At 45.8% G+C, this 24,649-nt stretch carries 16 protein-coding genes; 13 read left to right on the top strand and 3 right to left on the bottom strand.

Features of this window, described 5'->3' with window-relative positions; translation table 11 throughout:
* Window positions 1-593 (top strand): peptidoglycan DD-metalloendopeptidase family protein (locus A136_RS15275; protein ID WP_017063269.1); only part of this gene is annotated, 593 nt, incomplete at its 5' end.
* An 84-nt stretch (window positions 594-677) separates the two neighbouring features.
* Here A136_RS15275 and A136_RS15270 read toward each other — a convergent pair.
* The 3 genes from A136_RS15270 to erpA form a co-directional block, all read right to left on the bottom strand.
* Window positions 678-3,770, bottom strand: coding sequence for an efflux RND transporter permease subunit (locus tag A136_RS15270; protein WP_017063268.1), 3,093 nt, complete (start codon window positions 3,768-3,770; stop codon window positions 678-680).
* A gap of 10 nt (window positions 3,771-3,780) precedes the next feature.
* Window positions 3,781-4,905, bottom strand: coding sequence for an efflux RND transporter periplasmic adaptor subunit (locus tag A136_RS15265; RefSeq protein WP_017059405.1), 1,125 nt, complete (start codon window positions 4,903-4,905; stop codon window positions 3,781-3,783).
* A gap of 272 nt (window positions 4,906-5,177) precedes the next feature.
* Complete coding sequence (gene erpA / locus A136_RS15260; protein WP_004734539.1) at window positions 5,178-5,519, bottom strand: iron-sulfur cluster insertion protein ErpA; 342 nt, start codon at window positions 5,517-5,519, stop codon at window positions 5,178-5,180.
* A 296-nt stretch (window positions 5,520-5,815) separates the two neighbouring features.
* Here erpA and hemL point away from each other — a divergent pair, with 296 nt between their 5' ends.
* From hemL to A136_RS15200, 12 genes are all read left to right on the top strand, one after another.
* The gene (gene hemL, locus A136_RS15255; protein ID WP_010436060.1) at window positions 5,816-7,111 is read left to right on the top strand and encodes a glutamate-1-semialdehyde 2,1-aminomutase; all 1,296 of its coding nucleotides are present in this window, start codon (window positions 5,816-5,818) and stop codon (window positions 7,109-7,111) included.
* 343 nt (window positions 7,112-7,454) lie between these two features.
* On the top strand, window positions 7,455-8,540 hold the full coding sequence (locus A136_RS15250; protein WP_017059406.1) for an AI-2E family transporter: 1,086 nt from the start codon (window positions 7,455-7,457) through the stop codon (window positions 8,538-8,540).
* Window positions 8,541-8,650: 110 nt separating this feature from the next.
* Window positions 8,651-9,673, top strand: a complete 1,023-nt coding sequence (gene rsmC / locus A136_RS15245; RefSeq protein WP_017063267.1) for a 16S rRNA (guanine(1207)-N(2))-methyltransferase RsmC — start codon at window positions 8,651-8,653, stop codon at window positions 9,671-9,673.
* Window positions 9,674-9,889: 216 nt separating this feature from the next.
* Window positions 9,890-13,279, top strand: a complete 3,390-nt coding sequence (locus tag A136_RS15240) for a response regulator (protein WP_017063266.1) — start codon at window positions 9,890-9,892, stop codon at window positions 13,277-13,279.
* A gap of 711 nt (window positions 13,280-13,990) precedes the next feature.
* Window positions 13,991-15,673: an ABC transporter substrate-binding protein gene (locus tag A136_RS15235; RefSeq protein WP_017056650.1), complete on the top strand. Its 1,683-nt coding sequence runs from the start codon at window positions 13,991-13,993 to the stop codon at window positions 15,671-15,673.
* A gap of 169 nt (window positions 15,674-15,842) precedes the next feature.
* The gene (locus A136_RS15230) at window positions 15,843-16,829 is read left to right on the top strand and encodes an ABC transporter permease (RefSeq protein ID WP_017059409.1); all 987 of its coding nucleotides are present in this window, start codon (window positions 15,843-15,845) and stop codon (window positions 16,827-16,829) included.
* A gap of 2 nt (window positions 16,830-16,831) precedes the next feature.
* The gene (locus tag A136_RS15225; protein ID WP_017056648.1) at window positions 16,832-17,857 is read left to right on the top strand and encodes an ABC transporter permease; all 1,026 of its coding nucleotides are present in this window, start codon (window positions 16,832-16,834) and stop codon (window positions 17,855-17,857) included.
* Between the two features lie 2 nt (window positions 17,858-17,859).
* Window positions 17,860-18,843, top strand: coding sequence for an ABC transporter ATP-binding protein (locus A136_RS15220; protein ID WP_017063265.1), 984 nt, complete (start codon window positions 17,860-17,862; stop codon window positions 18,841-18,843).
* A gap of 74 nt (window positions 18,844-18,917) precedes the next feature.
* Complete coding sequence (locus A136_RS15215; RefSeq protein WP_017063264.1) at window positions 18,918-19,913, top strand: ABC transporter ATP-binding protein; 996 nt, start codon at window positions 18,918-18,920, stop codon at window positions 19,911-19,913.
* Between the two features lie 98 nt (window positions 19,914-20,011).
* The gene (locus A136_RS15210; protein WP_017063263.1) at window positions 20,012-21,733 is read left to right on the top strand and encodes a glycoside hydrolase family 9 protein; all 1,722 of its coding nucleotides are present in this window, start codon (window positions 20,012-20,014) and stop codon (window positions 21,731-21,733) included.
* Between the two features lie 2 nt (window positions 21,734-21,735).
* Window positions 21,736-22,620 carry an N-acetylglucosamine kinase gene (locus A136_RS15205; RefSeq protein ID WP_017063262.1) on the top strand — a complete coding sequence of 295 codons (885 nt, stop codon included), beginning with the start codon at window positions 21,736-21,738 and terminating at the stop codon, window positions 22,618-22,620.
* A gap of 12 nt (window positions 22,621-22,632) precedes the next feature.
* Complete coding sequence (locus A136_RS15200) at window positions 22,633-24,594, top strand: beta-N-acetylhexosaminidase (RefSeq protein ID WP_017063261.1); 1,962 nt, start codon at window positions 22,633-22,635, stop codon at window positions 24,592-24,594.
* Window positions 24,595-24,649: the final 55 nt, after the last annotated feature.

Genomic DNA, 24,649 nt, shown 5'->3' with positions numbered 1-24,649 from the left:
GGCCAGCCGTATTCAAAAACCAAGGCGATTCATTTACCGCGGTATTGGATGATAAAAGTGGCAACTACTTCGATGAAAATGGTCGTGCGATGAAGAAGGCGTTCTTGCGCTCACCAATTGATTTTCGTCGCGTAACATCGAACTTTAACCCTACCAGGAGACACCCAGTAACCGGTAAGATTCGAGCTCACCGCGGTACTGACTACGCAGCCCCTGTTGGCACGCCTATCTGGGCAGCCGGTGACGGTATTGTTCAGAAGTCAGGTTACAACCAATTCAATGGTAACTACGTGTTCATCCGCCACAGCAACACCTACATCACCAAGTACCTGCACATGAAGCGACGTATGGTGAAAACCGGTCAGCGCGTAAAACAAGGCCAAACCATTGGTACTTTGGGCGGTACAGGCCGTGTGACTGGCCCGCACTTACATTATGAATTCTTGGTTAATGGCGTACATAAAAATGCGCGTACCGTGAAATTGCCTCAATCCAAGTCGTTAACTGGTAAAGCAAAAGCAACCTTTATTGCCAACTCAGAGATTCGATTAAGAAACCTTGAGCGATACGGTCAGTTACTAGCGACTAACTAGGCGTTTGTAGCTTCACTGCAAAATAAAAAAATGCAAAGAGCGCCCATCAAGGCGCTCTTTTTTATGCTCACATACCACAACTAGCTACTGTTTTTCAGGTTTGTTGTTCCGTCCAAGCATTAACAAACAAGGGGTTAATACTAAAGTCAGCACCGTGGCAAACGCCAAACCACCAGCAATAGCGGTCGCAAGCTGTGACCACCATTGTGTACTTGGCGCGCCAAACTCTATCTTTTGATTAATCAGGTCGATGTTCATCTCTAACACCATCGGCATTAAACCTAAGATAGTCGTAACCGTCGTGAGCATTACTGGCCTTAAACGCTGAACACCGGTTCTTAGAATCGCATCTCGCTTGTCCAAGCCTCTTTTGATGAGCTGATTATAAGTATCAATCAACACGATGTTGTTGTTCACGACTATGCCGGCGAGCGCTATTACCCCAATTCCCGACATCACAATGCCAAACGGACGTTGGAAGATCAGTAAGCCAACGAACACGCCAACGGTCGAAAACAATACAGCACTCAGAATCAAAAACGCTTGATAGAAGCTATTGAACTGAGTAATCAGAATCAAAGCCATTACCGCCAAAGCAACCAAGAAAGCACTTTGTAAAAAGGCTGACGAGTTTTCTTGTTCTTCGTTTTGACCACGGATGCGAAATTCCACGCTACTCGGCAGCCCTAGCTCACTCAATGCTTGTTCGATCTTTGGTAGTTCGAGAGCAAGGTTATACCCTTCTTCCATATCCGCCATGATGTTCACCACACGCTTGCCATCAAGGCGTTTAATGGTGTCTTGCTTATGGTCGGGAACGATCTGAGCGAAATTAGTAATAGGTACTAAACCTGCTGGCGTTTTCACCCTAAGCTGGTCGAAGCGCCCGATATCACGCTTATCATTAGGGTAGCGCACCAAGATATCGACCTCTTCTGAAGAGTCATCGGGCAGATAATCACCAATCTTGAGACCATTAGTCACGAATTGAACGGTATTACCCACTAAGGTCGCATCAGCTGCAAAGCGCGCAGCATCGTCGCGGCGAATATCCACCTTCCAATCGATGCCATCTTTACTCGCAGTATCGCTGATATTGGTCAGTGCTTTATTTCCATCAGCCCAACCTCTCACAATTTTTGCAGCCTGATTGAGCTGCTCTGGAGTTCTTGCCGACAGCTCAATCACTAAGTCATTTTCAACCGGAGGCCCAGCATCAGGGAACTTATATTCAATCTCAACACCAGCGTATTGATCGGTTTGTACCTTCAACTCATCAATAATCGCCTTAACGCTGCGTCGATATTGCCAGTCAACAGGCGTAATTGAGATCAAACCAATCTGGTCGTCACCACCAGTACGCGTGTAAACGGTATCGAACTCATCATGATTGAGCATCATCAGTTCAATATCACGCATGATGTCATCCTTTTCTTGGATAGACAGATCCCCATGCGAGCGAACTTTGACATTAAAGAATGGCGGATCAACTTCTGGGAAGAACTCTGCACCTAGACCCGCTTTTGAATAAGTAAAACCAACTGCAACCGCGAGCAGTGCCGCACTGAACAAAATCTTAAAGGGGTGTTTAATCGCTAAAGAAAGCGTGTGGTAGTAAGCCTTGGTTAAACCAGTAGCCTGTGAAAAGTCACCATTATGCAGTGCGACCATTCGAGCTTGGCTTTTAGACGATACGTATTGAGGTTTGCCAATCAAACCGCCCAGCACGGGCACAAACAACAACGCCATGATCAATGATGCAGTTAAAGTCGCGATCAGAGTTAGTGGTAAGAACTTCATAAATTCGCCCGTCACATCAGGCCAAAACAGTAACGGAGCAAATGCGGCTAAGGTTGTGGCAGTCGATGCGGTTATCGGCCACGCCATCCGTTTCGCTGCATCTCGGTAAGCGGCTTTGCGCCCTTCACCCTCTTGCATTCGCCTGTCTGCAAATTCGGTCACCACAATCGCACCGTCTACTAGCATCCCCACCGCCATAATCAGAGAGAACAGCACTACGATGTTGACGGTTAAGCCAAACACCGAAAGAACCAATAACCCGGTTAGGAATGAGCCTGGAATGGAAATACCCACTAACAAAGCGGTACGCACACCAAGAATCGCGATGATAACGATCACCACCAGAATAATGGCGGATAAGATATTGTTTTGCAGATCATTAAGCATGATCTTCACATCTTTAGATTCATCCCAGGTGTATTTGACCAACAGGTTATTTGGCCATTCCGCTTGCTGCTGAGCACCAGCCATTACCGCTTTGACTAGCTCAACGGTTTCGATGATGTTCTCACCTGCACGCTTCTTGATATCCAACACCACCGCAGATTTGCCATCTAAACGAGCAAAACTTTCAGGATCTCGAAACGCTCGACGAACCGTAGCGACATCGCCAAAAGTGACCACCTGCTTGCCATCCACTTTAATAGGCAACTCAAGCACGTCTTTTAAGGAGTTAAATACCGAAGGGACTTTGACAGAAAAACGTCCGTAGCCAGTATCAACAAAACCTGCGGCCACCACTCGATTGTTCAGAGCGATCAGATTATAGATATCCGCTTGATCTAAGCTGTAGCTCTCCATCAATAACGGATCGACAATGATCTCGACGATGTCAGCGCGATCGCCCGCAATATCGACTTCAAGGATTTGGCGATAGCTTTCTAATTTGTCTCCAAGCTCTCGGGCAATTTGCACTATGGTGCGCTCAGGAACGGTACCGAATAGCACAACAGACAAAACAGGTTGCTCAGAAGCCAGCGTCACCTCATTTACGGTCGGTTCGTCACTGTCTTCTGGTAGTTTTGGTTTAGCCAGATCAACCGCGTCACGCACATCGGCCATTGCTTTGGTGAGATCGACGCCAACATTAAACTCCAACACAACAGAGGCATGCCCTTCTGCTGCGGTTGCTGTCATCTCTTTTACGCCTTCAATCGACCTCAGCTCTTGCTCAATAGGTCGAACCAATAAACGTTCTGCATCCGTTGGCGAGATCCCTTGGTGCCCGACCGAAACATAGATAATTGGGATGGTAATGTCTGGGCTCGATTCCTTAGGTATCGTGATATAGGTGACGACACCGGCTACAAGGATTAACGCTAAAAGGGAGAGCATTGTTCGAGCACGAGACAAGGCTGCATCAATAATTGAATACATCGGTTATCTCCTACTCTGCGGTTACGTTAGAGAGTTCAGCGACTTGCTCAACAGCAATCACCGAATCACCATCACGCACAAACCCTTGGCCTACTGTGATGATATCGACGCGTTGTCCAAGTCCTGTGAGCCAAACTCCATCTTGTTCGGCCTTTACTAGCTGAATGCCTACAAACTTCACCGTTGGTGAGTCATCGACTGAAACCAAGGTTTTGACCCCTAGGTTACCCGCCTCATCCAATGCTAGCATCGCCGGTGTTATCTTTATTGCATCTCTTGTTTCTAGGTTGAGTTTAACTTCGGCACTGACACCTGCTGGTAATAGGCCTTTAGAGTTATCGATTTCTATCTCGATTGGGAAGGTATTAGTAGCAACAGAAGAGATACGAGAAACATAGCGTAAACGGCCTTCCGCTTCTTCTCGCCCTAACAAACGAACCAAAGCAGATTGATTGACTAGCAAATGTTGGATATGACGCTCACTGACATCCGCCTCAATAACCAAAGGATCGAGGTCAATCACGCCAGCAACAGGATCGCCAACACTAACGAAATCACCGAGCTCCACCATCAAATCTTGAACCACACCCGAAAAAGGCGAAGTAATCACAGTATTCTTTAAAGCCAATTCCGCATTGCGCATCATGGCTTTTGCTTCTGTTAATGAAGCCTCAGCTGTGGTGTAGGCGATTTCACCTTGCAGTCCTCTTTTCTTCAGTGACTGCGCCGCTTTGAACTCTTTCTGCTTCAAGCGATATAACGCAGATGCTCGCTCTAGTTGAATCTCTAAATCACCCTTATCTATCTGGGCAATGGCTTGTCCTGCTTTAACCATCCCCCCCTTAACAACATTCAATCTGACAATCTTACCCGCGACTTCTGCACCTAGACGAGCATGCCTATCGGGCGCCGTTCTTCCATAGAGATCAATCGTTTTAAAGGTCGGTGATGAGGTGAAGGTTTGAAAGGAAACCTTAGCCAGCGGAATTTCTGTTGCCTTTTTTTCAGGTGACTCTTCTGCTTGCCCTACGCCTAAACCAAGCCAGATCGACAACAACACGACTAGAGTCAGAGAAACCAGCCACGGCTGCTTCAATTTCTGAAAAAGTGGTGAGTTAGAAAATAGAGTGGGCATAACAAATCCTTTTGTCCGATGTCATTCAGGCGCGCTAGTTGGCTTATATAGCGTGATGTGCAACTTCCTTATGCACAAAGGTAACCTTAACAGACCAATCCTCAACGAAGTTGGACGCTATCGACAGTTTAAAAAATATGCCGTGTACTAAAAATGAGAGGAATGCTTTGAAAAGTAATAAGTTACTAAGTAAAAACAAAAACGCCGAACATAAGTTCGGCGTTTGAAATGTATCTAATACAGCTTTGAGCTCAAGCTATTTTCAACTCATGCTATACGCTGAATGATGCGCCACAACCACATGTTGTTGTAGCGTTCGGGTTGTTCACAAAGAAGCGTGCGCCTTCTAGGCCTTCAGTGTAATCAACCATGCCGCCCATTAGGTATTGTAGGCTCATTGGATCAACAACCAGCGTTACACCGCTGTTTACAATTGTAGTGTCGCCATCATTTACTTTTTCATCAAATGTGAAGCCGTATTGGAAACCGCTACAACCACCACCTGTAATGTATACACGCAGTTTTAGTTCTGGGTTTTCTTCTTCAGCAATTAGCGTTTGTACGCGGGTAGCTGCTGCATCAGAAAAAGACAATGGGATATTTACTTCGCTCACGACAACCTCTCTTACCTGTGTCAAAAACAACATGATACAAATCTAATTCGAGACCATAGTTGTTGAGTATTTTCTTATATTCCGGTGATTATCTAATACCTGACTGAAACGTTCAAGTATTCACCACAGGATCGGTCCTTTTACTGTCGTAAACTCGCCAATATCTAACAATTAAAACGTGTAACCACACAAAACAACCAGATTCGGGTGATTATCTGGGCGAAAGCATTCCTAGTTGGATTAGGGATAGGTACAATGCGTGCCAATTGGTCCGACAGTCAAAAGAGGATATATCAATGACCAAATCAGCAGAGCTGTACGAAAAAGCACAGCAAACCATACCTGGTGGCGTAAACTCTCCAGTTCGTGCATTCAATGGCGTAGGTGGTTCTCCAATCTTCGTTGAACGCGCTGATGGCCCACTTATTTTTGATGCTGATGGTAAAGCGTATATCGATTACGTTGGCTCTTGGGGTCCAATGATCCTTGGTCACAACCACGCGGTTATTCGTGACGCAGTTATTGCAGCAGCTCAACGCGGCCTTAGCTTCGGTGCTCCAACCGAAACTGAAATCAAAATGGCTGAACTGGTATCTGAGATGGTTCCATCAATGGAACAGCTACGTATGGTGAGCTCAGGTACAGAAGCAACAATGAGCGCGATTCGTCTAGCTCGTGGCTTCACTGGTCGTGACAAAATTCTTAAGTTTGAAGGCTGCTACCACGGCCACGCAGACAGCCTACTTGTAAAAGCTGGTTCTGGCGCACTGACTTTAGGTCAACCAAGCTCTCCAGGCGTACCGGCTGATTTTGCGAAACTAACGCTAACAGCAACCTTCAACAATCTAGATTCAGTACGTGAAATCTTCGCAGCAAACAAAGGCGAGATCGCTTGTATCATCGTTGAGCCGGTAGCGGGTAACATGAACTGTATCCCTCCTGTAGAAGGCTTCCACGAAGGTCTACGTGAAATCTGTGATCAAGAAGGTGCATTGCTAATCTTTGATGAAGTAATGACAGGTTTCCGCGTTGCTGAAGGTTGTGCTCAGGCTTACTACAACATCAAGCCAGACCTAACGTGTCTTGGTAAAGTGATTGGCGGCGGCATGCCTGTCGGTGCTTTCGGTGGTCGTAAAGACGTGATGCAATACATCGCACCAACTGGCCCTGTTTACCAAGCGGGTACGCTTTCAGGTAACCCTGTTGCAATGGCTGCTGGCTACGCATGTTTGAACCTTCTACGAGAAGAAGGCAACGAAAAGCGTCTAGCTTCAAAAACTAAGCAGTTGGCAAAAGGCTTCAAGCAACTTGCTGACAAGCACGGCATCCCGATGCTAGTTCATCAAGTTGGCGGTATGTTTGGTTTCTTCTTCACAGATCAAGAAACTGTGACGTGCTACGAAGATGTAACTAAGTGTGATGTAGAACGCTTCAAGCGCTTCTTCCACCTAATGTTAGATCACGGTGTTTACCTTGCACCTTCAGCATTCGAAGCAAGCTTTACTTCTCTTGCTCATGGTTCAAAAGAACTTGATGCAACACTAGAAGCTGCTGACCGCTCTCTTGCGATCATTGCTGCTGAAAGCAAATAATCGAAAGCACTTTATAAGTCGCTAACCGATTGAATTTAGGGCTGCATTAAATGCAGCCCTTTTTATATATCGCGCTCACCAGCCAAAAAATATGACAGCTTATTTAGCCGTCGACTAAGGCTAAAGCTGAACCAAAAGCGATTAACGTTCCCAGAAAAGAAAAACCAACAACATCAAGGTACCAAGGAACATTCTGAACCAAGGGATCTCTTTTTTTGTTTGCTGTTCTTCGTCTTGGCATTTCTTATCTTTATTACAGCATCCCATTATCAAAACTCCTCATTGCTAACTCTCTGTTTTGCAGCCATTATAAACTCAGAACGCAAATATAGAGACCATTACCGTGTCAGAAAAACTCAAAATCAATTCCAGCCACTGGGTGATCATCATTGCCCTACTCGCGGCGGCTTATGCTTGTTACTTGCTTATCGAGCCATACGTTAACTCTATCGTGATGGCCTTTATCATTTCACTATTGATGTTCCCAATCCATGAGTGGCTTGAAAAAAAGCTCCCGAATAAAGAAAACATCGTCTCTCTGCTGTCTTGTATCATACTGACCTTCATTATTGTTATCCCTTTATTGGCAGTATTCGCAGCAATTGTTCAGCAAGGTTCTCTGTTCTCTCAGAATACTTACCAATGGGTGACCCACGGTGGCATTCAGACTCTGTTTGCTCATCCGTTAGTGGTCAAAGCGCTGTCATTTGTGAATAACTACCTGCCTTTCGACAATATTGAGCCCCAAGCCATCGCACAAAAAGTCGGTGAGTTTGCGACCAGCTTTGGTTCTAAGCTAGTTGGTATCAGTGCCAAAATCTTAGGTGACGCGACCAATTTCTTGATGGATTTCTTCTTGATGCTGTTCGTTTTGTTCTTCTTATTAAGAGATCACGACAAAATCATCAGTGTGGTTCGTCATATTCTGCCGCTGTCTCGTAGCCAAGAAGACAAACTTCTAACAGAGATAGAACAAGTATCTAAATCAGCAGTAATGGGCTCATTCTTAACCGCAATCGCGCAAGGTTTTGCCGGCGGTTTAGGTATGTGGATTGCCGGTTTCCCAGGTCTATTCTGGGGTACTATGATGGGCTTTGCCTCTTTCATCCCAGTTGTGGGTACCGCATTAATCTGGATTCCAGCAGCAACCTACTTGTTCCTAACTGGTGATACCACGTGGGCGATTTTCCTAACGGTTTACTGTGTAGCGATTGTTGGTTCAATTGATAACCTTCTGCGTCCGCTGCTAATGCAAGGCAGTGCAGGCATGAATACCCTGATGATCTTCTTCTCACTATTGGGTGGTATTCAACTGTTTGGCCTAATTGGTCTTATCTACGGACCATTGATTTTTGCGATTACCATTGTCCTATTCAACATCTACGATGAAGAGTTTAAGGACTTTTTAAACCAGCAAGACAAGAGTTAACGAACTTGACGTCAACTTGATTGGCGAACCCGTATTAAACACTTCAAGCTTTGGGCGGATTATGCGAAAATCCGCCCTCATTTTTTGCTAACGATTCAACAGAGTGTCCTATGTCAGCTTATATTGCACCAAGCCAGATTGCTCAACGCCAACTCGCCTACTTTGAAGGCAAACATGTTTTAGTTGCCGGTGAGGCAGAAGACTTGTTCCCTGTTGAGTTAGCGAAGCATTGTGAATCTGTCTCTGTGTTTACTTCTAATTACAGCTACTACCGTCAATTAGAAGGCTACAACACCATCCAACGTTTTTATGGTGCGGAGTTTACCGAAGAGACCAAAGCCGACTTAGTGATGTTGTACTGGCCAAAAGCCAAAGCGGAAGCGGAATTTTTGTTGGCGATGCTATTTGCCAAGCTAGGCAAAGATACCGAGATCGTCGTGGTTGGTGAAAACCGTTCAGGCGTGAAAAGCATCGAGAAGATGTTTGCTCCTTACGGCAAAGTTGTTAAATACGATTCAGCGCGTCGTTGCTCTTTCTACTGGGGTCAATGCTTCGAGCAACCACAAGCGTTCAACCTGCAAGACTGGTTTAAGACCTACACGGTTAACATTGGTGAGCAATCACTTACGGTAAAAAGCCTTCCTGGCGTCTTCAGTCACGGTCAATTCGATGTCGGTAGCCAACTTCTGTTGGATACTCTGCCAAAACTAAAAGGCAAGGTACTGGATTTTGGCTGTGGTGCAGGCGTATTGGGCGCGGTGATGGCATCTCGTAACCCAGATATCGAGCTAGAAATGTGCGACATCAGTGCATTTGCCGTGGCATCAAGCCAAGCAACGCTAGAAGCGAATGGTTTAATGGGTAAAGTCTTCGCGTCAGATGTCTATTCTGATACTGCAGAAGACTATCAGTTCATCATCAGTAACCCACCATTCCATTCAGGCTTAGACACTAGCTACAGCGCGACTGAAACCTTACTTGCTCAGGCTCCTAAGCATTTGAAGCGTTCTGGAGAGATGATTATTGTTGCGAACAGTTTCTTAAAATACATTCCAATTATTGAACAAGCATTTGGAAAATGCGCGACTCTAAATAAGACCACTAAATTCGCGATCTATCACGCAAACAAATAACCTCTCTAGCACAGCGCAGGGTCATTATCTGCGCTGTCTGTTCATATTTTTGTCAAAACTCTATAAAAATGAGCTTTTGCACACGCTTTAAATACCACTTACTTGTCAAAGTAAAAAAACTCGTTAATTTCGTTAAATTGGAACCCGTTAATTCTATTCTCTGTACTTGTTTTCGCCCCTTTTAGCAGTACATCAAAGGAAAGTAGTACCCAATTTATGTTTAGATTCTATCGTAAGCAGAAGTTTAAGCGCCTTCAAAATACCCTAATGCTGGCATTTCTTGTCCTCAGTATTACCCCTGTGACACTTATCGCGATATTTTTCCTCCAATCGCACAGTCAGGATCTCCAGGAACAAAGCACCTCACACCTTGTTTCGGTTCGTGATACTAAGCAGCAGCAAATTGTCGATTACCTACAAGCTCAAGAATCCCAAGTGATGGGCTTTGTTCGCTCAGAATTGGCCAATGCCAGTGGCGGGCGATTTTATGGTTTGATCAATGCATTTCAACGATTGGGGTTAGATATTGACGAGGCACGCAGTAATGCGCAGCAGCGCTACATTCAGGGGTCTGGCGATCAAATCAAAACGTCGATCCTCCCTGAATCCAGCAGCTTTATTGGCAGCGAGCGTTATCGCCTGCTCCACAAGCGCTACCATAATGCTTACCTAGAACTGCTTAAACGCTCTGATTTTGACGATATTCTCTTAGTTGATATCAACGGTAACGTCGCTTATTCCGTCTTTAAAAATGACGATTACGGCACAAATCTGCTGACAGGAAAATACAAGGACTCCAACCTAGGTATTACCTTTCAACGACTAGCCAAAGACGTAACCGACCGACGCAAATCTAACGAAGATTACACGCCGGTTATCGTTTCTGACTTTAAAGACGAGAATGGCAAACAGACCGCATGGCTAGGCGCACCTATCGTTCAACAAGGCTACCTACACAGTTACGCGATGTTTAGGCTACCAATCAACGGCATTACTAAGTTGATTGCGGATCTCAACAAGAGTTCGAATATTCAAACGCTGCTTGTAGGTGATGATCACCTGCCGCGTAGCCTTGCTCATTCACAAGAATCTATCAACTTGAGCCTAGATGTTGTCGATAAAGCATTGGCTGGCGAAACAGCGGTTGGCACCTTCGACAACACCCTAGATCAAGCGATCATCGCGGCATATACGCCAATTGAGCTGAAATACGCAACATGGGCTCTTGTCGTAGAGCTGCCAGAGAAAGAGGCGTTTGCCCGTATTCATCAGTTAGAAAAGATCTTCGTGATCGTGATGCTAACGGCGATCATTCTGGTAGTCGTTGCATCGCACTATCTGTCTAACTTCATCACATCCCCACTGCTTAAACTGACGTGGGCTGCCGAAAAAGTATCGGCGGGTGATCTCGATGAAACCATGATCAATACCGAGCGCAAAGATGAGATAGGCCGACTCGCGGTGAGCTTCGAAAGAATGCAGCGATCTATTCGTGAAAAAATGCAGCTCATCAAAAGCCAAAACGATGAGCTTGAGGACAACCTTAAGACCATTCAAAAGCAAAACGAAGAGTTACAACTGGCAAATAAACTCAAAGATGAGTTCTTAGCGACTACTTCACATGAATTGAGAACACCACTGCATGGCATGGTGGGTATCGCTGAAGCGTTGATATCTGGAGCTAACGGCCCTATTCCTGCTAATCAGAAATATCAGTTGGATATCATCATCAATAGCGGTCAGAGATTGGCGACCTTGGTTGATGATCTGCTTGATTATCACAAGATGCGCTATGGCAGCTTAGATATTAAGAAATCAGCCGTTGATTTGTCGGCAGCCACCAGCTTGGTCCTAGAGTTGTCTCATCACCTATTGGGCAATAAGCCAATCCGTATTATTAACCAAGTCCCAAGTGATTTAGGTCTGGTTTCATCGGATCCTCAACGACTTGAGCAAGTGATGTATAACTTGGTCGGCAATGCCATCAAGTACACCTCAGAAGGTAAAATTGTTATCTCTGCCAGCGTTATCGATGACAACATTCGTGTACAAGTTGTCGATACTGGCCAAGGTATACCGGCCGAGTACCTTGAGCACATCTTTGAGCCATTGATTCAAGCAGGCCAAGATGCGAGTAACTACCGCCAAGGTGCAGGGCTTGGATTATCGATCAGTCGTCAGTTGATCGAGCTAATGGGCGGTTCACTGTACGTTAGTAGCCAACCAATGCTCGGCACTACGTTTAGCTTTACCCTGCCCCTAGCTACTCAAGATGAGTTAGACAGTTACAACGAATCAGGTCACTACTCGCACTTCCAAGCGCCTGATTTAATTGATAACAGCCAACAAGAAAATAGTGTTATCAGTGAAAACCCAGATGGCCCGTTATTGGTTATCGCCGATGATGAGCCGGTTAACCTGCGAGTATTAGACAGCTTCTTGAAGTTAGAAGGTTATCGAGTACGTACTGCATGTGATGGCCCTGAAACCATTGAGCTGATTGAGAAAGAGAAGCCAGAGCTGCTTCTACTCGACATCATGATGCCAGGAATGAGCGGCTATCAGGTTTGTGAAGCACTGCGTAAGCAATACGATCATGCTCAGTTGCCAATCATCATGCTAACGGCACTCAACCAAGCAGAAGACCGTGTTCGAGGTTTCGAAGCTGGCGCCAATGACTACTTGTCTAAACCGTTCAACAAACAAGAACTAGCGGCTCGAATTACAGCACATCTATCAGCAAGCAAAGCTGAACAGAGACGCCTTGAAAACGACCAACTGCAACTCGAGCTCAAACATAGAGCGATGGTTGAGGCTAACTTGTTAGAAACTCAAGGCCGCTTATTAGAGCAACTAGAATCGGCACCTGAAGCCATCATCTGTATTCGTGACGACCAACGTATTCGCTTTGCTAACGAAGCTGCGGCGAAGCTATTCAGACGCGGACAAGAACAACTTAAACGCTCAATGGCCGACGAGATCATTGCGCCTAAATACCTTAAGGTAGAACAAGCCCACTACTGCGGTGATATTGATATCTATATAGACGATACACGTCAGCGCATACCAAGTGACATCCTTAAGCTGCCTGAAGGCTCAGGGCTCGACACCATGTATATCTTCAATGTAGGTGGTGGTGTTAACTCAAACCGAATCAATAACCTTGAAACGGCGGTTGAGGCTCTCTCTAGTTATGCCTTTGAAGGCGACAAAGATAAGTTACAGCAGCTGAAAGAGCTTGGCGGAGAATTTACTCGTCTTGCTGACAAGGCAACCGGTGAAGGTAAAAACAAGCAAGAGTTAATGCGTGAGGTACTGGTCGATGCGATGACGAATGCCATCATCTACTGGGAATCGGTGACTGGTGAAACCAAGTTTGCTTTCGCCGAGAAGAGTGGCTTGTGGCGCGTCTACTTAGACCGCAGTACGCTGCAAACTCGAACGCTAGACAAATACCTACGCGTAGAAACCCTACCGAAAACGCCTCGCTGGCGAACGGTACTGAGCTCAATCGAATTCATTCTGGAACACTGCAAAGAACAGACGCCAGAAAGAACCCATATTGAGATGCTGAGGGATAAACTTCAGAAACTACTGACCAGTTAAACCCTGAACCAACATCACGATACTTTGAATAATGGAGCCCACCTAGCGTGGGCTTTTTTGTACGCCTAATAATCACAAAAAGTAGAATCCCAACGCTTGCAACGCACTTTTTTTACGCCTTTAAACAAGGGGAAATTCACGCTAATTACTCACAGTGCGTGCTGGTAACCGTCAGTACTTTTCGTTCTATTCTCAATCATATCTGACCGTTATCTGACTCTTTGTTGCAGTTTGAGAAGCGAGTCACAACAGAACGGCAGATTTAATTTTCTAGGGAAATTTAACGTAAAACTGGCAAGTGACCGAGATCTACAATTATACCAACGTAGGGTAAGGCATTATAATAAAAAGCCTTTAAAGTTAGTGGCCACTTACAACCTGAAAGAACCTCAAAACCAAATGCGAGTCACATCACTTTAACAATTGCGTACGAAAAACCACCAAAGCAACCTATTTTGACGTTAATGACGTGGGGTTGTGTGTTTTTAACATTTTTGACGGGAAACGAGTTTGATTAATTCATCGATAAGGTGTTTTCTTACTCCTGCCAAAGGCCTACAGGCCACTCTTACCACTTCTCAGAATCAACGATGAATCTGGAGCAACGAAGAAGAGGTAGGCCTTTAACCAGAGTGTGTATCTACTAAACAATTTAGCGACAGATAACATTCAATCCATTAGTGAAATGAAAGCAAATAGTAAGGAACAGCTATGCTTGCCAATATAAAAAAAACAGCAATAGCAACAGCAATTATTGCAACTGCTACAACAGGTTTTGCATCAGTAGCAACCGCTGCAGAACGCAGTGAACTGACCGTTCACCCGAAAGAGTACACTACATTCGTACGTAACTTTAACCCGTACCTTGGTGCTACTAACCTACATACTACAACTGACTTCATGTATGAGCCGCTAGTAGTATTTAACGAAATGCACGGTAACACTCCAGTGTTCCGTCTAGCTGAAAACTTCAAGATGTCAGATGATCTGATGAGCGTTGTTTTCGACATTCGTAAGGGTGTTAAATGGTCAGACGGAGAAACTTTCTCTGCTGATGATGTTGTTTTTTCTTTCAACCTTGTAAAAGAGAAGCCAGAGCTTGACCAATCTGGTATCAACTCTTGGGTAACTTCTGTAGAAAAACTGAACGACAACCAAGTTAAGTTCACACTAACAGAAGCAAACTCAAACGTACCTTACGAGATTGCTAAAGTACCTGTAGTACCTAAGCACATCTGGAAAGACGTTAAAGATCCATCAACGTTTACCAATGAGAACCCGGTAGGTTCTGGTCCATTTACAGAAATCGATACGTTTACAGCGCAGCTATACATCCAGTGTGCAAACCCGAACTACTGGGATGCAGACAACCTAGATGTTGACTGTCTACGTGTTCCACAAATTGCGAACAACGACCAATTCCTAGGTAAAGTTGTAAACAGTGAAATGGACTGGACGTCTTCTTTCGTTCCAGATATCGATCGTACATACGCAGCAGCTAGCCCTAAACACCACTACTGGTACCCGCCAGCAGGTACACAGGCATTCATCGTTAACTTCAAGCACCCTGATGCTGCGAAGCATGAAGCATTGAGCAACGTTGACTTCCGTCGTGCTTTCTCTATGGCTCTTGACCGTCAAACTATCATCGACATCGCATTCTACGGTGGCGGTACTGTAAACGATTTCGCATCGGGTCTTGGCTACGCGTTTGAAGCTTGGTCTGATGAAAAAACTCATGACAAGTACAAAGGCTTCAACACTTACAACGCTGAAGGCGCGAAGAAGCTTCTTGCTGACGCTGGCTTCAAAGATGTAAACAAAGATGGTTTTGTTGACACTCCATCAGGCAAGTCTTTCGAACTAATGATTCAATCGCCAAACGGCTGGACTGACTTCAACAACACAGTTCAACTAGCGGTAGAACAGCTAAACGAAATCGGTATTAAAGCAAAAGCTCGTACACCTGACTTCTCTGTTTACAACCAAGCAATGCTTGAAGGTACATACGACGTAGCATACACAAACTACTTCCACGGTGCGGATCCATACACGTACTGGAACAGTGCTTACAACTCATCACTACAATCTGGTGATGGTATGCCTCGTTTCGCAATGCACTTCTACAAAAACGACAAGCTAGATGGTCTTCTAAACAGCTTCTACAAAACAGCTGATAAGAACGAGCAGCTAGACATTGCACACGGTATCCAGCAAATCATCGCTGCAGACCAAGTGACAATCCCTGTGATGTCTGGTGCTTACATGTACCAATACAACACAACTCGCTTCACTGGTTGGTGGAACGAAGAAAATCCAAAAGGCCGTCCAAACATTTGGGCTGGTATTCCAGAGCGTCTACTTCATGTACTGGACCTAAAACCAGTTAAATAAGTAATCGTTCAATCCTTGCGGCGTAACCTCTTACGCCGCTTATAAAAATCCCCACACTCTCAATTGAAAGTATGGCGCTAGTCGTCAGGGGGTTTTTCGTTCCAAATTTCGCTAGGAGCGACCTGAATCCAGAAACAGGGAAACAATCTGGGTGAGTAAGGTGTGAGTTATGGGTTATTTTTTAAGACGTTTGTCATTTTATTTTGTCGCGCTATTAGTTGCTGCGACGTTAAACTTTATTATTCCAAGAGCAATGCCTGGTGACCCAGTTACCATGATGTTTGCGAACGCTTCTGTACAAGTTACTCCAGAGCGTATTGCTGCAATGAAAGAACTATTAGGCTTCGTTGATGGTGGCTACTTAGTTCAATACGTGGCGTACATGAAGAACATTCTTAGCTGGGAACTTGGTACATCAATTCAATTCTACCCACTTTCTGTAAACACACTGTTGGGTGGAGCATTCGGTTGGTCGCTTTTCTTAGCCGGCACCGCAGTTATTCTTTCTTTCTCGATTGGTTCAATCCTAGGTATTTTCGCAGCGTGGAAACGCGGCAGTAAGTACGATGCCTTCGTAACGCCAGGGATGCTGATTCTACAAGCCGTTCCTCAAGTTGTTATCGCGATGATTGCACTATTTACCTTTGCAATTGGCTTGAAGTGGTTCCCAACAGGGTATGCCTACACCGCTGGTACTATACCTGATTGGACAAGCTGGGCATTCATTAAAGATGTCGCTTACCACGCCTTCTTACCACTGTTCTGTGCTTCTGTTGTTCAAATTGGTGGCTTCCTAGTAAACATGCGTAACAACATGATCAACCTATTAGCCGAAGACTACATCACCATGGCGAAAGGCAAAGGCCTGAGCGAAAACCGAGTGGTATTCAACTACGCAGCTCGTAACGCGATGCTACCTAGTGTGACAGCCCTGTCAATGTCGCTAGGTATGGCAATCGGCGGTCAGTTAATTATCGAAATCATCTTTAACTACCCAGGTCTTGGCAGCGTACTTTTCAACGCAATTAACGCTCGTGACTACCAAGTACTGCAAGGTCAGCTGCTTATCATGACGCTATTCATGCTGTTCTTTAACCTAGTTGCAGACATGCTTTACGTTGTTCTTGACCCTCGTCTTCGTAAGGGTGGTAAATAATCATGAAAGACTTTTTAAAACTCATTTGGCGTAACCCGATGGCCCTAACAGGCGTCATCATCCTAAGTATTTTTATTCTTGGCGCGATTGCAGCTCCATTAATCACCAAACATGTACCAGACAAGCGTACAGGTAACCCACACGAATATCCTGGTTTCGTGGTGAAGTCTGCACAAACTAACCCTGATGGCTGGGTTGCTCAAAATCTAGCAGACGACCGTCGTACATTGATCATGTCTAAAAAGGCAGACCACGTACTAGGTACAACTCGTATGGGTCGTGACGTTTGGTCTCAAGTGGTATACGGCGCACGCGTATCTCTTGCTGTAGGTTTTGGTGCGGGTCTAACCGTATGTTTACTCGCAACTGTTATTGGTGTTTCTGCAGGTTACTTCGGTGGCCGTGTCGATGACGTTCTAACAGCCGCAATGAACATCATGCTGGTAATCCCTCAATACCCATTACTGTTCGTAGTAGCAGCCTTTATCGGTGAGGCAGGGCCACTCACCATAACCTTGGTTATCGGCTTTATGTCTTGGGCTTGGGGTGCCCGTGTTGTTCGCTCCCAAACCTTAGCACTGCGTGAAAAAGAGTTTGTAAAAGCCGCTGAAGTTTTGGGTGAATCTTCATTCCGCATCATCTTCGTAGAGATTCTGCCAAACCTTATCTCTATCGTTGGCGCAAGCTTCATCGGTTCGGTGATGTACGCAATCATGATGGAAGCAACCATCTCGTTCCTAGGTCTTGGTGACCCGAACACAATCAGCTGGGGCATCATGCTTTACAACGTTCAAACCTCTTCATCAATGCTGATTGGCGCTTGGTGGGAACTGTTGGCTCCTTGTATCGCATTGACACTACTTGTAACTGGTCTTGCTCTACTTAACTTCGCGGTCGATGAAATTGCTAACCCGCAACTGCGTTCTCACAAAGGCATGAAGCGTTGGAAGAAACTAGCAGCTCAAGACAAAGAAGAACGTGAACCAGAACTACCACCACAAAATGCACTTTGGAGCGGAGATAAATAATCATGTCTGAACCACTAATTTCTATCCGCAACTTATGCGTGGATTACATCACAGAGTCTGGCGATGTTCGTGCGTGTAACAACGTAAGTTTCGACATCGCTCCAGGTGAAGTCTTCGGCCTAGCTGGTGAATCTGGCTGTGGTAAATCAACGGTCGCTTTCTCTCTTATGCGTCTTCATAAGCCGCCCGCTTACATCAGTGGTGGTGAGGTTATCTTCAACGGTGAGAACATCCTTGAATACAGTGATGACCGTATGCAGTCGTTCCGTTGGAGTGAGATGTCGATGGTATTCCAGAGCGCGATGAACGCACTCAACCCAGTACTACCGATGGAAGAGCAGTTCTGTGACGTAATCATGCGTCACACCAACATGACTCGCGAGCAAGCTAAGCAGCGTGCTGAAGGTCTACTTGAAATCGTCGATATTCACCCGAGCCGATTGAGTGACTATCCTCACCAATTCTCTGGCGGCATGCGTCAGCGCTTAGTTATCGCTATCGCGTTAGCACTGAATCCAAAGCTGATCATTATGGATGAGCCGACAACCGCACTTGATGTGGTTGTGCAACGCGAAATCCTACAAAAGATCTATGCACTAAAAGAAGAATTTGGCTTCTCAATTCTGTTCATCACCCATGACTTGTCATTGATGGTCGAGTTCTCTGACCGCATCGGCATCATGTACTCAGGTGAGCTAATCGAAGTGGCTAACTCTCAAGATATTCTAGAAAACCCTTACCACCCTTACACCAAAGGGCTGGGAAGTTCTTTCCCTCCACTGACAGGGCCAAAGACAAAGTTAGCAGGTATTCCGGGTAACCCTCTGAACCTGTTAGAGATCCCTGAAGGGTGTCGTTTCCAAGCTCGTTGTGACCGTGTACATGAAAAGTGTACCAAGGTGCCAACCAAGCTGCGTTCTATCGACCCGGGACATTTGTCTAACTGCCACCTGTACGGTGACCCAATAGTACAAAGGAAGCTATAGCTTGCGTGAATAACGAACAAGGCGGCTCGACCGCCTAAAAACAAGCAAAGCGAATAAGGATTCTGGAGACAATTATGAGCAAAGATTTCGGTCAATTATTGGTAGAAGGCAAGAATGTCGTAAAAGACTTCCCAATAAGCAGTACCACCATTCAAACCCCAATGATGCGTGCGATTAACGACGTGTCATTCAAGATGTACAAAAGCCGTGGCCTAGCAGTGGTTGGTGAGTCTGGTTCAGGCAAATCAACAACCGCAAAAATGATCGCAAAAATGTACGCACCTTCAGGCGGCACGATCGAATACAAAGGTCGTGATATCCAAGAGATCTCAAGCAGAAAAGATCTTATGCACTACCGTGAAGGCGTGCAGATGGTATGGCAAGACCCGTTTGGTTCATTGAACCCAACACACAATATCTTCCACCACATTGCTCGACCACTGTTGATCCACAAGAAGGTAACCCCGGGCAATAAGAGAGAACTAGAAGAACGTGTTTACGATCTTTTAGAGCAAGTGGGCCTGATCCCACCAAAAGAGACGGCGAAGAAGTACCCTCACCAACTGTCTGGTGGCCAACGTCAACGTGTCAACCTAGCCCGCAACATCGCGGTAGGTGCCGAAGTTGTACTAGCCGATGAGCCAACTTCAATGCTTGATGTATCGATTCGTGCCGGTGTTTTGAACCTGATGGAAGAGATGAAGTTCGAGAAGCAAATGTCTCTGCTTTACATCACTCACGATATCGCAACCGCTCGTTACATCGCTGAAGACCTTTCGGTGATGTACGTGGGACACATGGTGGAATGGGGCGATACCGATGACGTGATTGCTAACCCTCAGCACCCATACACCCAATTGCTTGTTTCGGCCGTTCCAGATCCTAAGAAGTCGATCCACGAGCAACTTGCAGGCAACAAAGGTGAGATTCCTCTGTGGACACCAGTATCAGCAGGCTGCCCATTTGCAGGCCGATGTACTCACGCAATGGATAAGTGCAAAGAGCAGCTACCAGGGGTTACGCAGCTCGCTGATAACCACTTTGTGCGCTGTTACCTACACGAAAGCTAAGCAATAAAACCCAAGTTAGGGTCTTCGGACCCTAACTATTTATATCCAAAACATTCAAGTACCTAGCCAATAGAAACTAGGACTGTCGGAGAATATTGATGCTGTTATTGACCAACCATATTGGCTATGAGTCCACAGGCCCGAAGCAAGCTATCCTACAAACTAAGAAAGCTCGCCTATCAAGCACTACGGCTCTACTCGTCTGTGCTGACAACCATATGACTGTCGGAAATTTTGATGTGGTTAAACAAGGCCGCGTAGCAAATTGGCATCAAGGGCAATTCTTCACTATTGATTTCAGTTCAGTCACTGAATCTGGTCGCTATTACCTACGTTTTGACAACCTGCGTTCAGAAGTATTTGAGATTGGTAGCAACCTATTAATGAACCACACGTTTTCTGATGTGCTTCATTACTTTAAGTCACAACGCTGTGGCGGGATTTTCGACAAAAAAGATCGACAAGCACAAATTCTAGGTACCGACCGATACGTCGATGTCCACGGTGGATGGTATGACGCATCAGGTGATGTCAGTAAGTATTTTAGCCACCTGTCTTATGGTAACTACCTAAACCCACAACAAATTCCGATGGTCGTTTGGAACATGCTAAAAAGCGTACGCTTGACTGGCCATAACCCAGACTTCCCGAAATTCTCCATGACTCGTCTAACAGAAGAGGCTCTGTTCGGTGCCGACTTCTTAGTGCGTATGCAAGACGCTGACGGATACTTCTATATGACGGTATTCGACAAATGGAGCAAAGATATCAACCAACGCGATATCTGCGCTTATGCGACTCAAGAAGGTCATAAATCAACGGACTTACAAGCGGGCTACCGACAAGGTGCAGGTGTTGCTATCGCAGCATTAGCCGCAGCTTCTGAGCTTGAAATCTCTGGTAGCTACTCGAGCCACACATACCTTGAAATGGCGGTTAAGGGTTACTGGCATCTAAAAGAGTACAACCTCCAGTATCTAAACGATGGTGAAGAGAACATCATCGATGAGTATTGCGCCCTACTCGCAGCCAATGAGCTGTATCGCGTAACACAAGACCAGCAATACCTATCAGAAGCAAGAACTTGGGCGACTCGTTTAATCTCTCGTCAGCAATCCGATGATTCATTTGAGCACTTCTGGTCGGCAAACTCTGATGGCTCTCGTCCATACTTTCACGCAGCTGAAGCCGGTCTTCCTGTGATTGCACTATGTGAATACATCGACAACGAAACCGATGCTGAATTAAAAGAACAGGCGCGCACAGTTGTTGAACAAGCTTGTCAGTTCGAAATCAACATCACCGACAAAGTCACCAACCCATTTGGCTATCCAAGACAATACGTTAAATCTGTCGATGGTGATAAACGTGATGCCTTCTTCGTCGCTCAACAGAACGAAACCGGTTACTGGTGGCAAGGCGAGAACGCACGCCTTGGCTCACTCGCAACCATGGCTTACCTAGTTCAACCGCACATTAAAGATAGCGAACTTCAAGAGCGCTTAATCCAGCTTTCACAAAATAGCCTTGATTGGATCTTGGGCCTCAACCCATACCACATGTGCATGCTCGATGGTCATGGCCATAACAACCCAGACTACCTACCTCAGCTTGGGTTCTTCAATGCGAAAGGCGGTATCTGTAATGGCATCACAGCTGGTTTTGAAGATGAACAAGACATTGCGTTCAATCCACCAGCACAAAAAGATGACATGCTTCAAAACTGGCGCTGGGGTGAGCAATGGATCCCTCATGGTGCGTGGTTCTTATTAGCAACCGCTGCACAGTTCAACTTCTTAGCTCAGCGTAAGGAGCAATAATAATGACTCTTTACTACGTCGGTATTGATGGTGGTGGTACTTCTTGTCGTGCTCGTATTCGTGACGCTCAAGGCAAACTGATTGGTGAAGCGAAAAGTGGCAGTGGCAACATCCTTTTGGGTGTTGATGTTGCGATGAGCTCAATTATTGATGCCATCACAAAAGCGGCACAACAAGGGCAACTCAACTCAGACCATTTTTCAAATATGCATGTTGGCCTAGCGCTGGCTGGCGCTGAGCAAAAATCAGCATGGTTCGACTTCATGGCTCAACCACACCCTTTCACAAGCATGACACTAAATACCGACGCTTATGGCGCTTGCATTGGTGCTCACAATGGCCAAGACGGCGCAATCATGATCGGTGGTACGGGTTCTTGCGGTATCTTCCTAAAAGACGGTGAGCAATATGTGGTTGGCGGTCGTGAATTTCCGATTTCAGATCAAGGCGGCGGCGCAGTCATGGGCTTACGTTTGATTCAACAAGTCTTGCTTGCAGAAGACGGTATTCGCAACAAAACCCCGCTGACTCTACATGTGATGAATCACTTTAATAATGATGTGGATGCCATTGTCGAATGGTCAAAAGGTGCTATTCCAAAGGATTACGGTCAATTCTCACCAGTTATTTTTCAACTCGCTAACGAAGGTGACGAACTGGCTATCGATATGCTCAAGCAAACCGCGGCTGATATCGAAATGTTTGTCTTAGCGCTGCATCGAAAAGGCGCTGACAAGGTGTGCTTAATGGGAAGTATCGCTGAGCGTATTCTCAACTGGCTATCACCACCAGTACAACAATGGATCGTTAAACCTCAATTCGACGCTATTGAAGGCGCATTGATGTTTGCCGGGAAACCACAACACAACTTGTATCAACAGGCTTAGCAGGGAAGTTATATGAATTATCGCATCGACTTAGCTGTTCTTTCTGAACAAAAAAATAACTGCCGATTTGGCCTTACGGTACATAACTTAAGTGACCTCGACGTAACAGATTGGTCTCTGCACTTTGCATTTGATCGATTCATCCTTCCAGAAAGTTTATCGCAAGGTGAACTGACTCAAGTTGGAAGCTTTTGTTCGTTCAAACCAAGTTCGTCAGTGTTAAAGGCCAACAACCATTACTACCTTGAATTCAGCATTCAAAGCGCCCCATTCCGTTTTTATTCTGACGGTCTAAACGATGCCTTTATCCAAACGCATCACCAAGGCGAAACCTCGGTGCTGCCAGTCGCGATATCACCTATTGTTCTGGCGTCACCATACCGTGAACGCAATCAGATACCTGAAGTGAACGCTGCTGAGGTGGCATTAATTCCTCAGCCTAATCAGATCGAATTTCAGCAAGGTAGTTTCGCGCTAAGTAACTTCGCGCTAAATAACGACTGCAGAATTGAGGTTCAATCTCATCTTGCTGATAAGGCAGTCTCTTGGTTCCAGCAAGAGTTGCTCTCGACCTTTGAGCTGTCTCTTTCGACCGCGCTTTCAGCTGAACTTTCAAAAGACGAAAGCGGCAACATTCTATTTCGCAGCAACCCGACGTTAGATGAAGCCGAATACAAACTGACCATCACTGCACAACAGATTATTGCTGAATCAGGCAGCCAGTCGGGCTTTACACACGCTGTGGCAAGCTTGATTCAACTAGTTCAACAACTGGACGCAGAGAACTTCTCTCTACCATGTTGCAAGATAGCCGACCAACCGCGCTTTAAGTACCGCGGCATGATGTTGGACTGCGCTCGTCACTTCCACTCAGTAGAGCAAGTGAAGCGTTTAATCAATCAACTGGCGCACTACAAGTTCAACGTATTTCATTGGCACCTAACTGACGATGAAGGTTGGAGAATTGAGATAAAGAGCCTGCCACAGCTAACAGAAATTGGCGCTTGGCGTGGCCCTGATCATGCACTAGAGCCGCAATATACCCACATTGCGGAAAACTACGGCGGCTTCTACACGCAACAACAAATTCGTGAAGTCATTGAATATGCAGAGCAACGCAGCATCACGGTGATCCCAGAGATCGATATTCCGGGACACTGCCGTGCCGCAATCAAATCACTGCCTGACATGTTGGTAGAGCAAGCTGACACTACTCAATACAAAAGCATTCAGCACTACAACGACAACGTCCTAAACCCAGGTTTACCAGGCACTTACCAATTTCTAGATGCAGTTATTGAAGAAGTCGCAGAGCTGTTCCCGAGCGAATTAATTCACATGGGTGCAGACGAAGTGCCACCGGGAGTGTGGAGCAACAGCCCTGCTGCTCAAGCGTTGATGAAAGAACACCAGTACCAAGACAGCAAAGACCTACAAGGTCACCTATTCCGCTATGCCGAAAACAAGCTTAAGCAACTCGGCAAACGCATGGTCGGCTGGGAAGAAGCACAGCACGGCGACAAAGTGAGTAAAGAGACCATCATCTACTCATGGCTCAGTGAAGAAGCGGCTGTCAATTGCGCTCGCCAAGGCTTTGATGTGGTGTTGCAACCTGCACAGTTTACCTATCTCGACATGACCCAAGATTATGCACCGGAAGAACCGGGCGTAGATTGGGCTGCCGTTATCCCATTAGAACAAGCTTATACCTACGAAGCACTTGCTGAGATATCCGACACCGACCCAATTCGTAAGCGGATCCGCGGAATTCAGTGTGCTCTATGGTGTGAGATCGTCACCAACCAAAAGCGTATGGATTACATGGTATTCCCAAGAATTAGCGCTTTAGCTGAAGGATGTTGGACACATAAAAACAACCGAAACTGGCTAGATTACCTATCTCGCCTAAAGGGGCATCTGCCATTACTCGACAAACTCAATGTTGATTATCGCAACCCTTGGAAAGCTCAATAAAACAAACCAAAGCAACACTCACATCGAGCGCTTGCTAACTCAAATTAAGGTGCTC

It is taken from the genome of Vibrio crassostreae 9ZC13 (assembly GCF_000272045.2).
In the GTDB taxonomy this organism is placed as follows: domain Bacteria; phylum Pseudomonadota; class Gammaproteobacteria; order Enterobacterales; family Vibrionaceae; genus Vibrio; species Vibrio crassostreae_C.
Note: the sequence above shows the minus strand (reverse complement) of the source record. Positions and strands in the feature narration are given on the sequence as shown.

Bases quoted from the DNA above. Each gene is read 5' to 3' on its own strand.
- A136_RS15225 (WP_017056648.1), top strand. From the start codon at position 16,832: ATGAAAGACTTTTTAAAACTCATTTGGCGTAACCCGATGGCCCTAACA.
- A136_RS15220 (WP_017063265.1), top strand. From the start codon at position 17,860: ATGTCTGAACCACTAATTTCTATCCGCAACTTATGCGTGGATTACATC.
- A136_RS15230 (WP_017059409.1), top strand. From the start codon at position 15,843: ATGGGTTATTTTTTAAGACGTTTGTCATTTTATTTTGTCGCGCTATTA.
- A136_RS15235 (WP_017056650.1), top strand. From the start codon at position 13,991: ATGCTTGCCAATATAAAAAAAACAGCAATAGCAACAGCAATTATTGCA.
- A136_RS15240 (WP_017063266.1), top strand. From the start codon at position 9,890: ATGTTTAGATTCTATCGTAAGCAGAAGTTTAAGCGCCTTCAAAATACC.
- A136_RS15265 (WP_017059405.1), bottom strand. From the start codon at position 4,905: ATGCCCACTCTATTTTCTAACTCACCACTTTTTCAGAAATTGAAGCAG.
- A136_RS15210 (WP_017063263.1), top strand. From the start codon at position 20,012: ATGCTGTTATTGACCAACCATATTGGCTATGAGTCCACAGGCCCGAAG.
- hemL (WP_010436060.1), top strand. From the start codon at position 5,816: ATGACCAAATCAGCAGAGCTGTACGAAAAAGCACAGCAAACCATACCT.
- A136_RS15215 (WP_017063264.1), top strand. From the start codon at position 18,918: ATGAGCAAAGATTTCGGTCAATTATTGGTAGAAGGCAAGAATGTCGTA.
- A136_RS15205 (WP_017063262.1), top strand. From the start codon at position 21,736: ATGACTCTTTACTACGTCGGTATTGATGGTGGTGGTACTTCTTGTCGT.
- A136_RS15270 (WP_017063268.1), bottom strand. From the start codon at position 3,770: ATGTATTCAATTATTGATGCAGCCTTGTCTCGTGCTCGAACAATGCTC.
- A136_RS15200 (WP_017063261.1), top strand. From the start codon at position 22,633: ATGAATTATCGCATCGACTTAGCTGTTCTTTCTGAACAAAAAAATAAC.
- rsmC (WP_017063267.1), top strand. From the start codon at position 8,651: ATGTCAGCTTATATTGCACCAAGCCAGATTGCTCAACGCCAACTCGCC.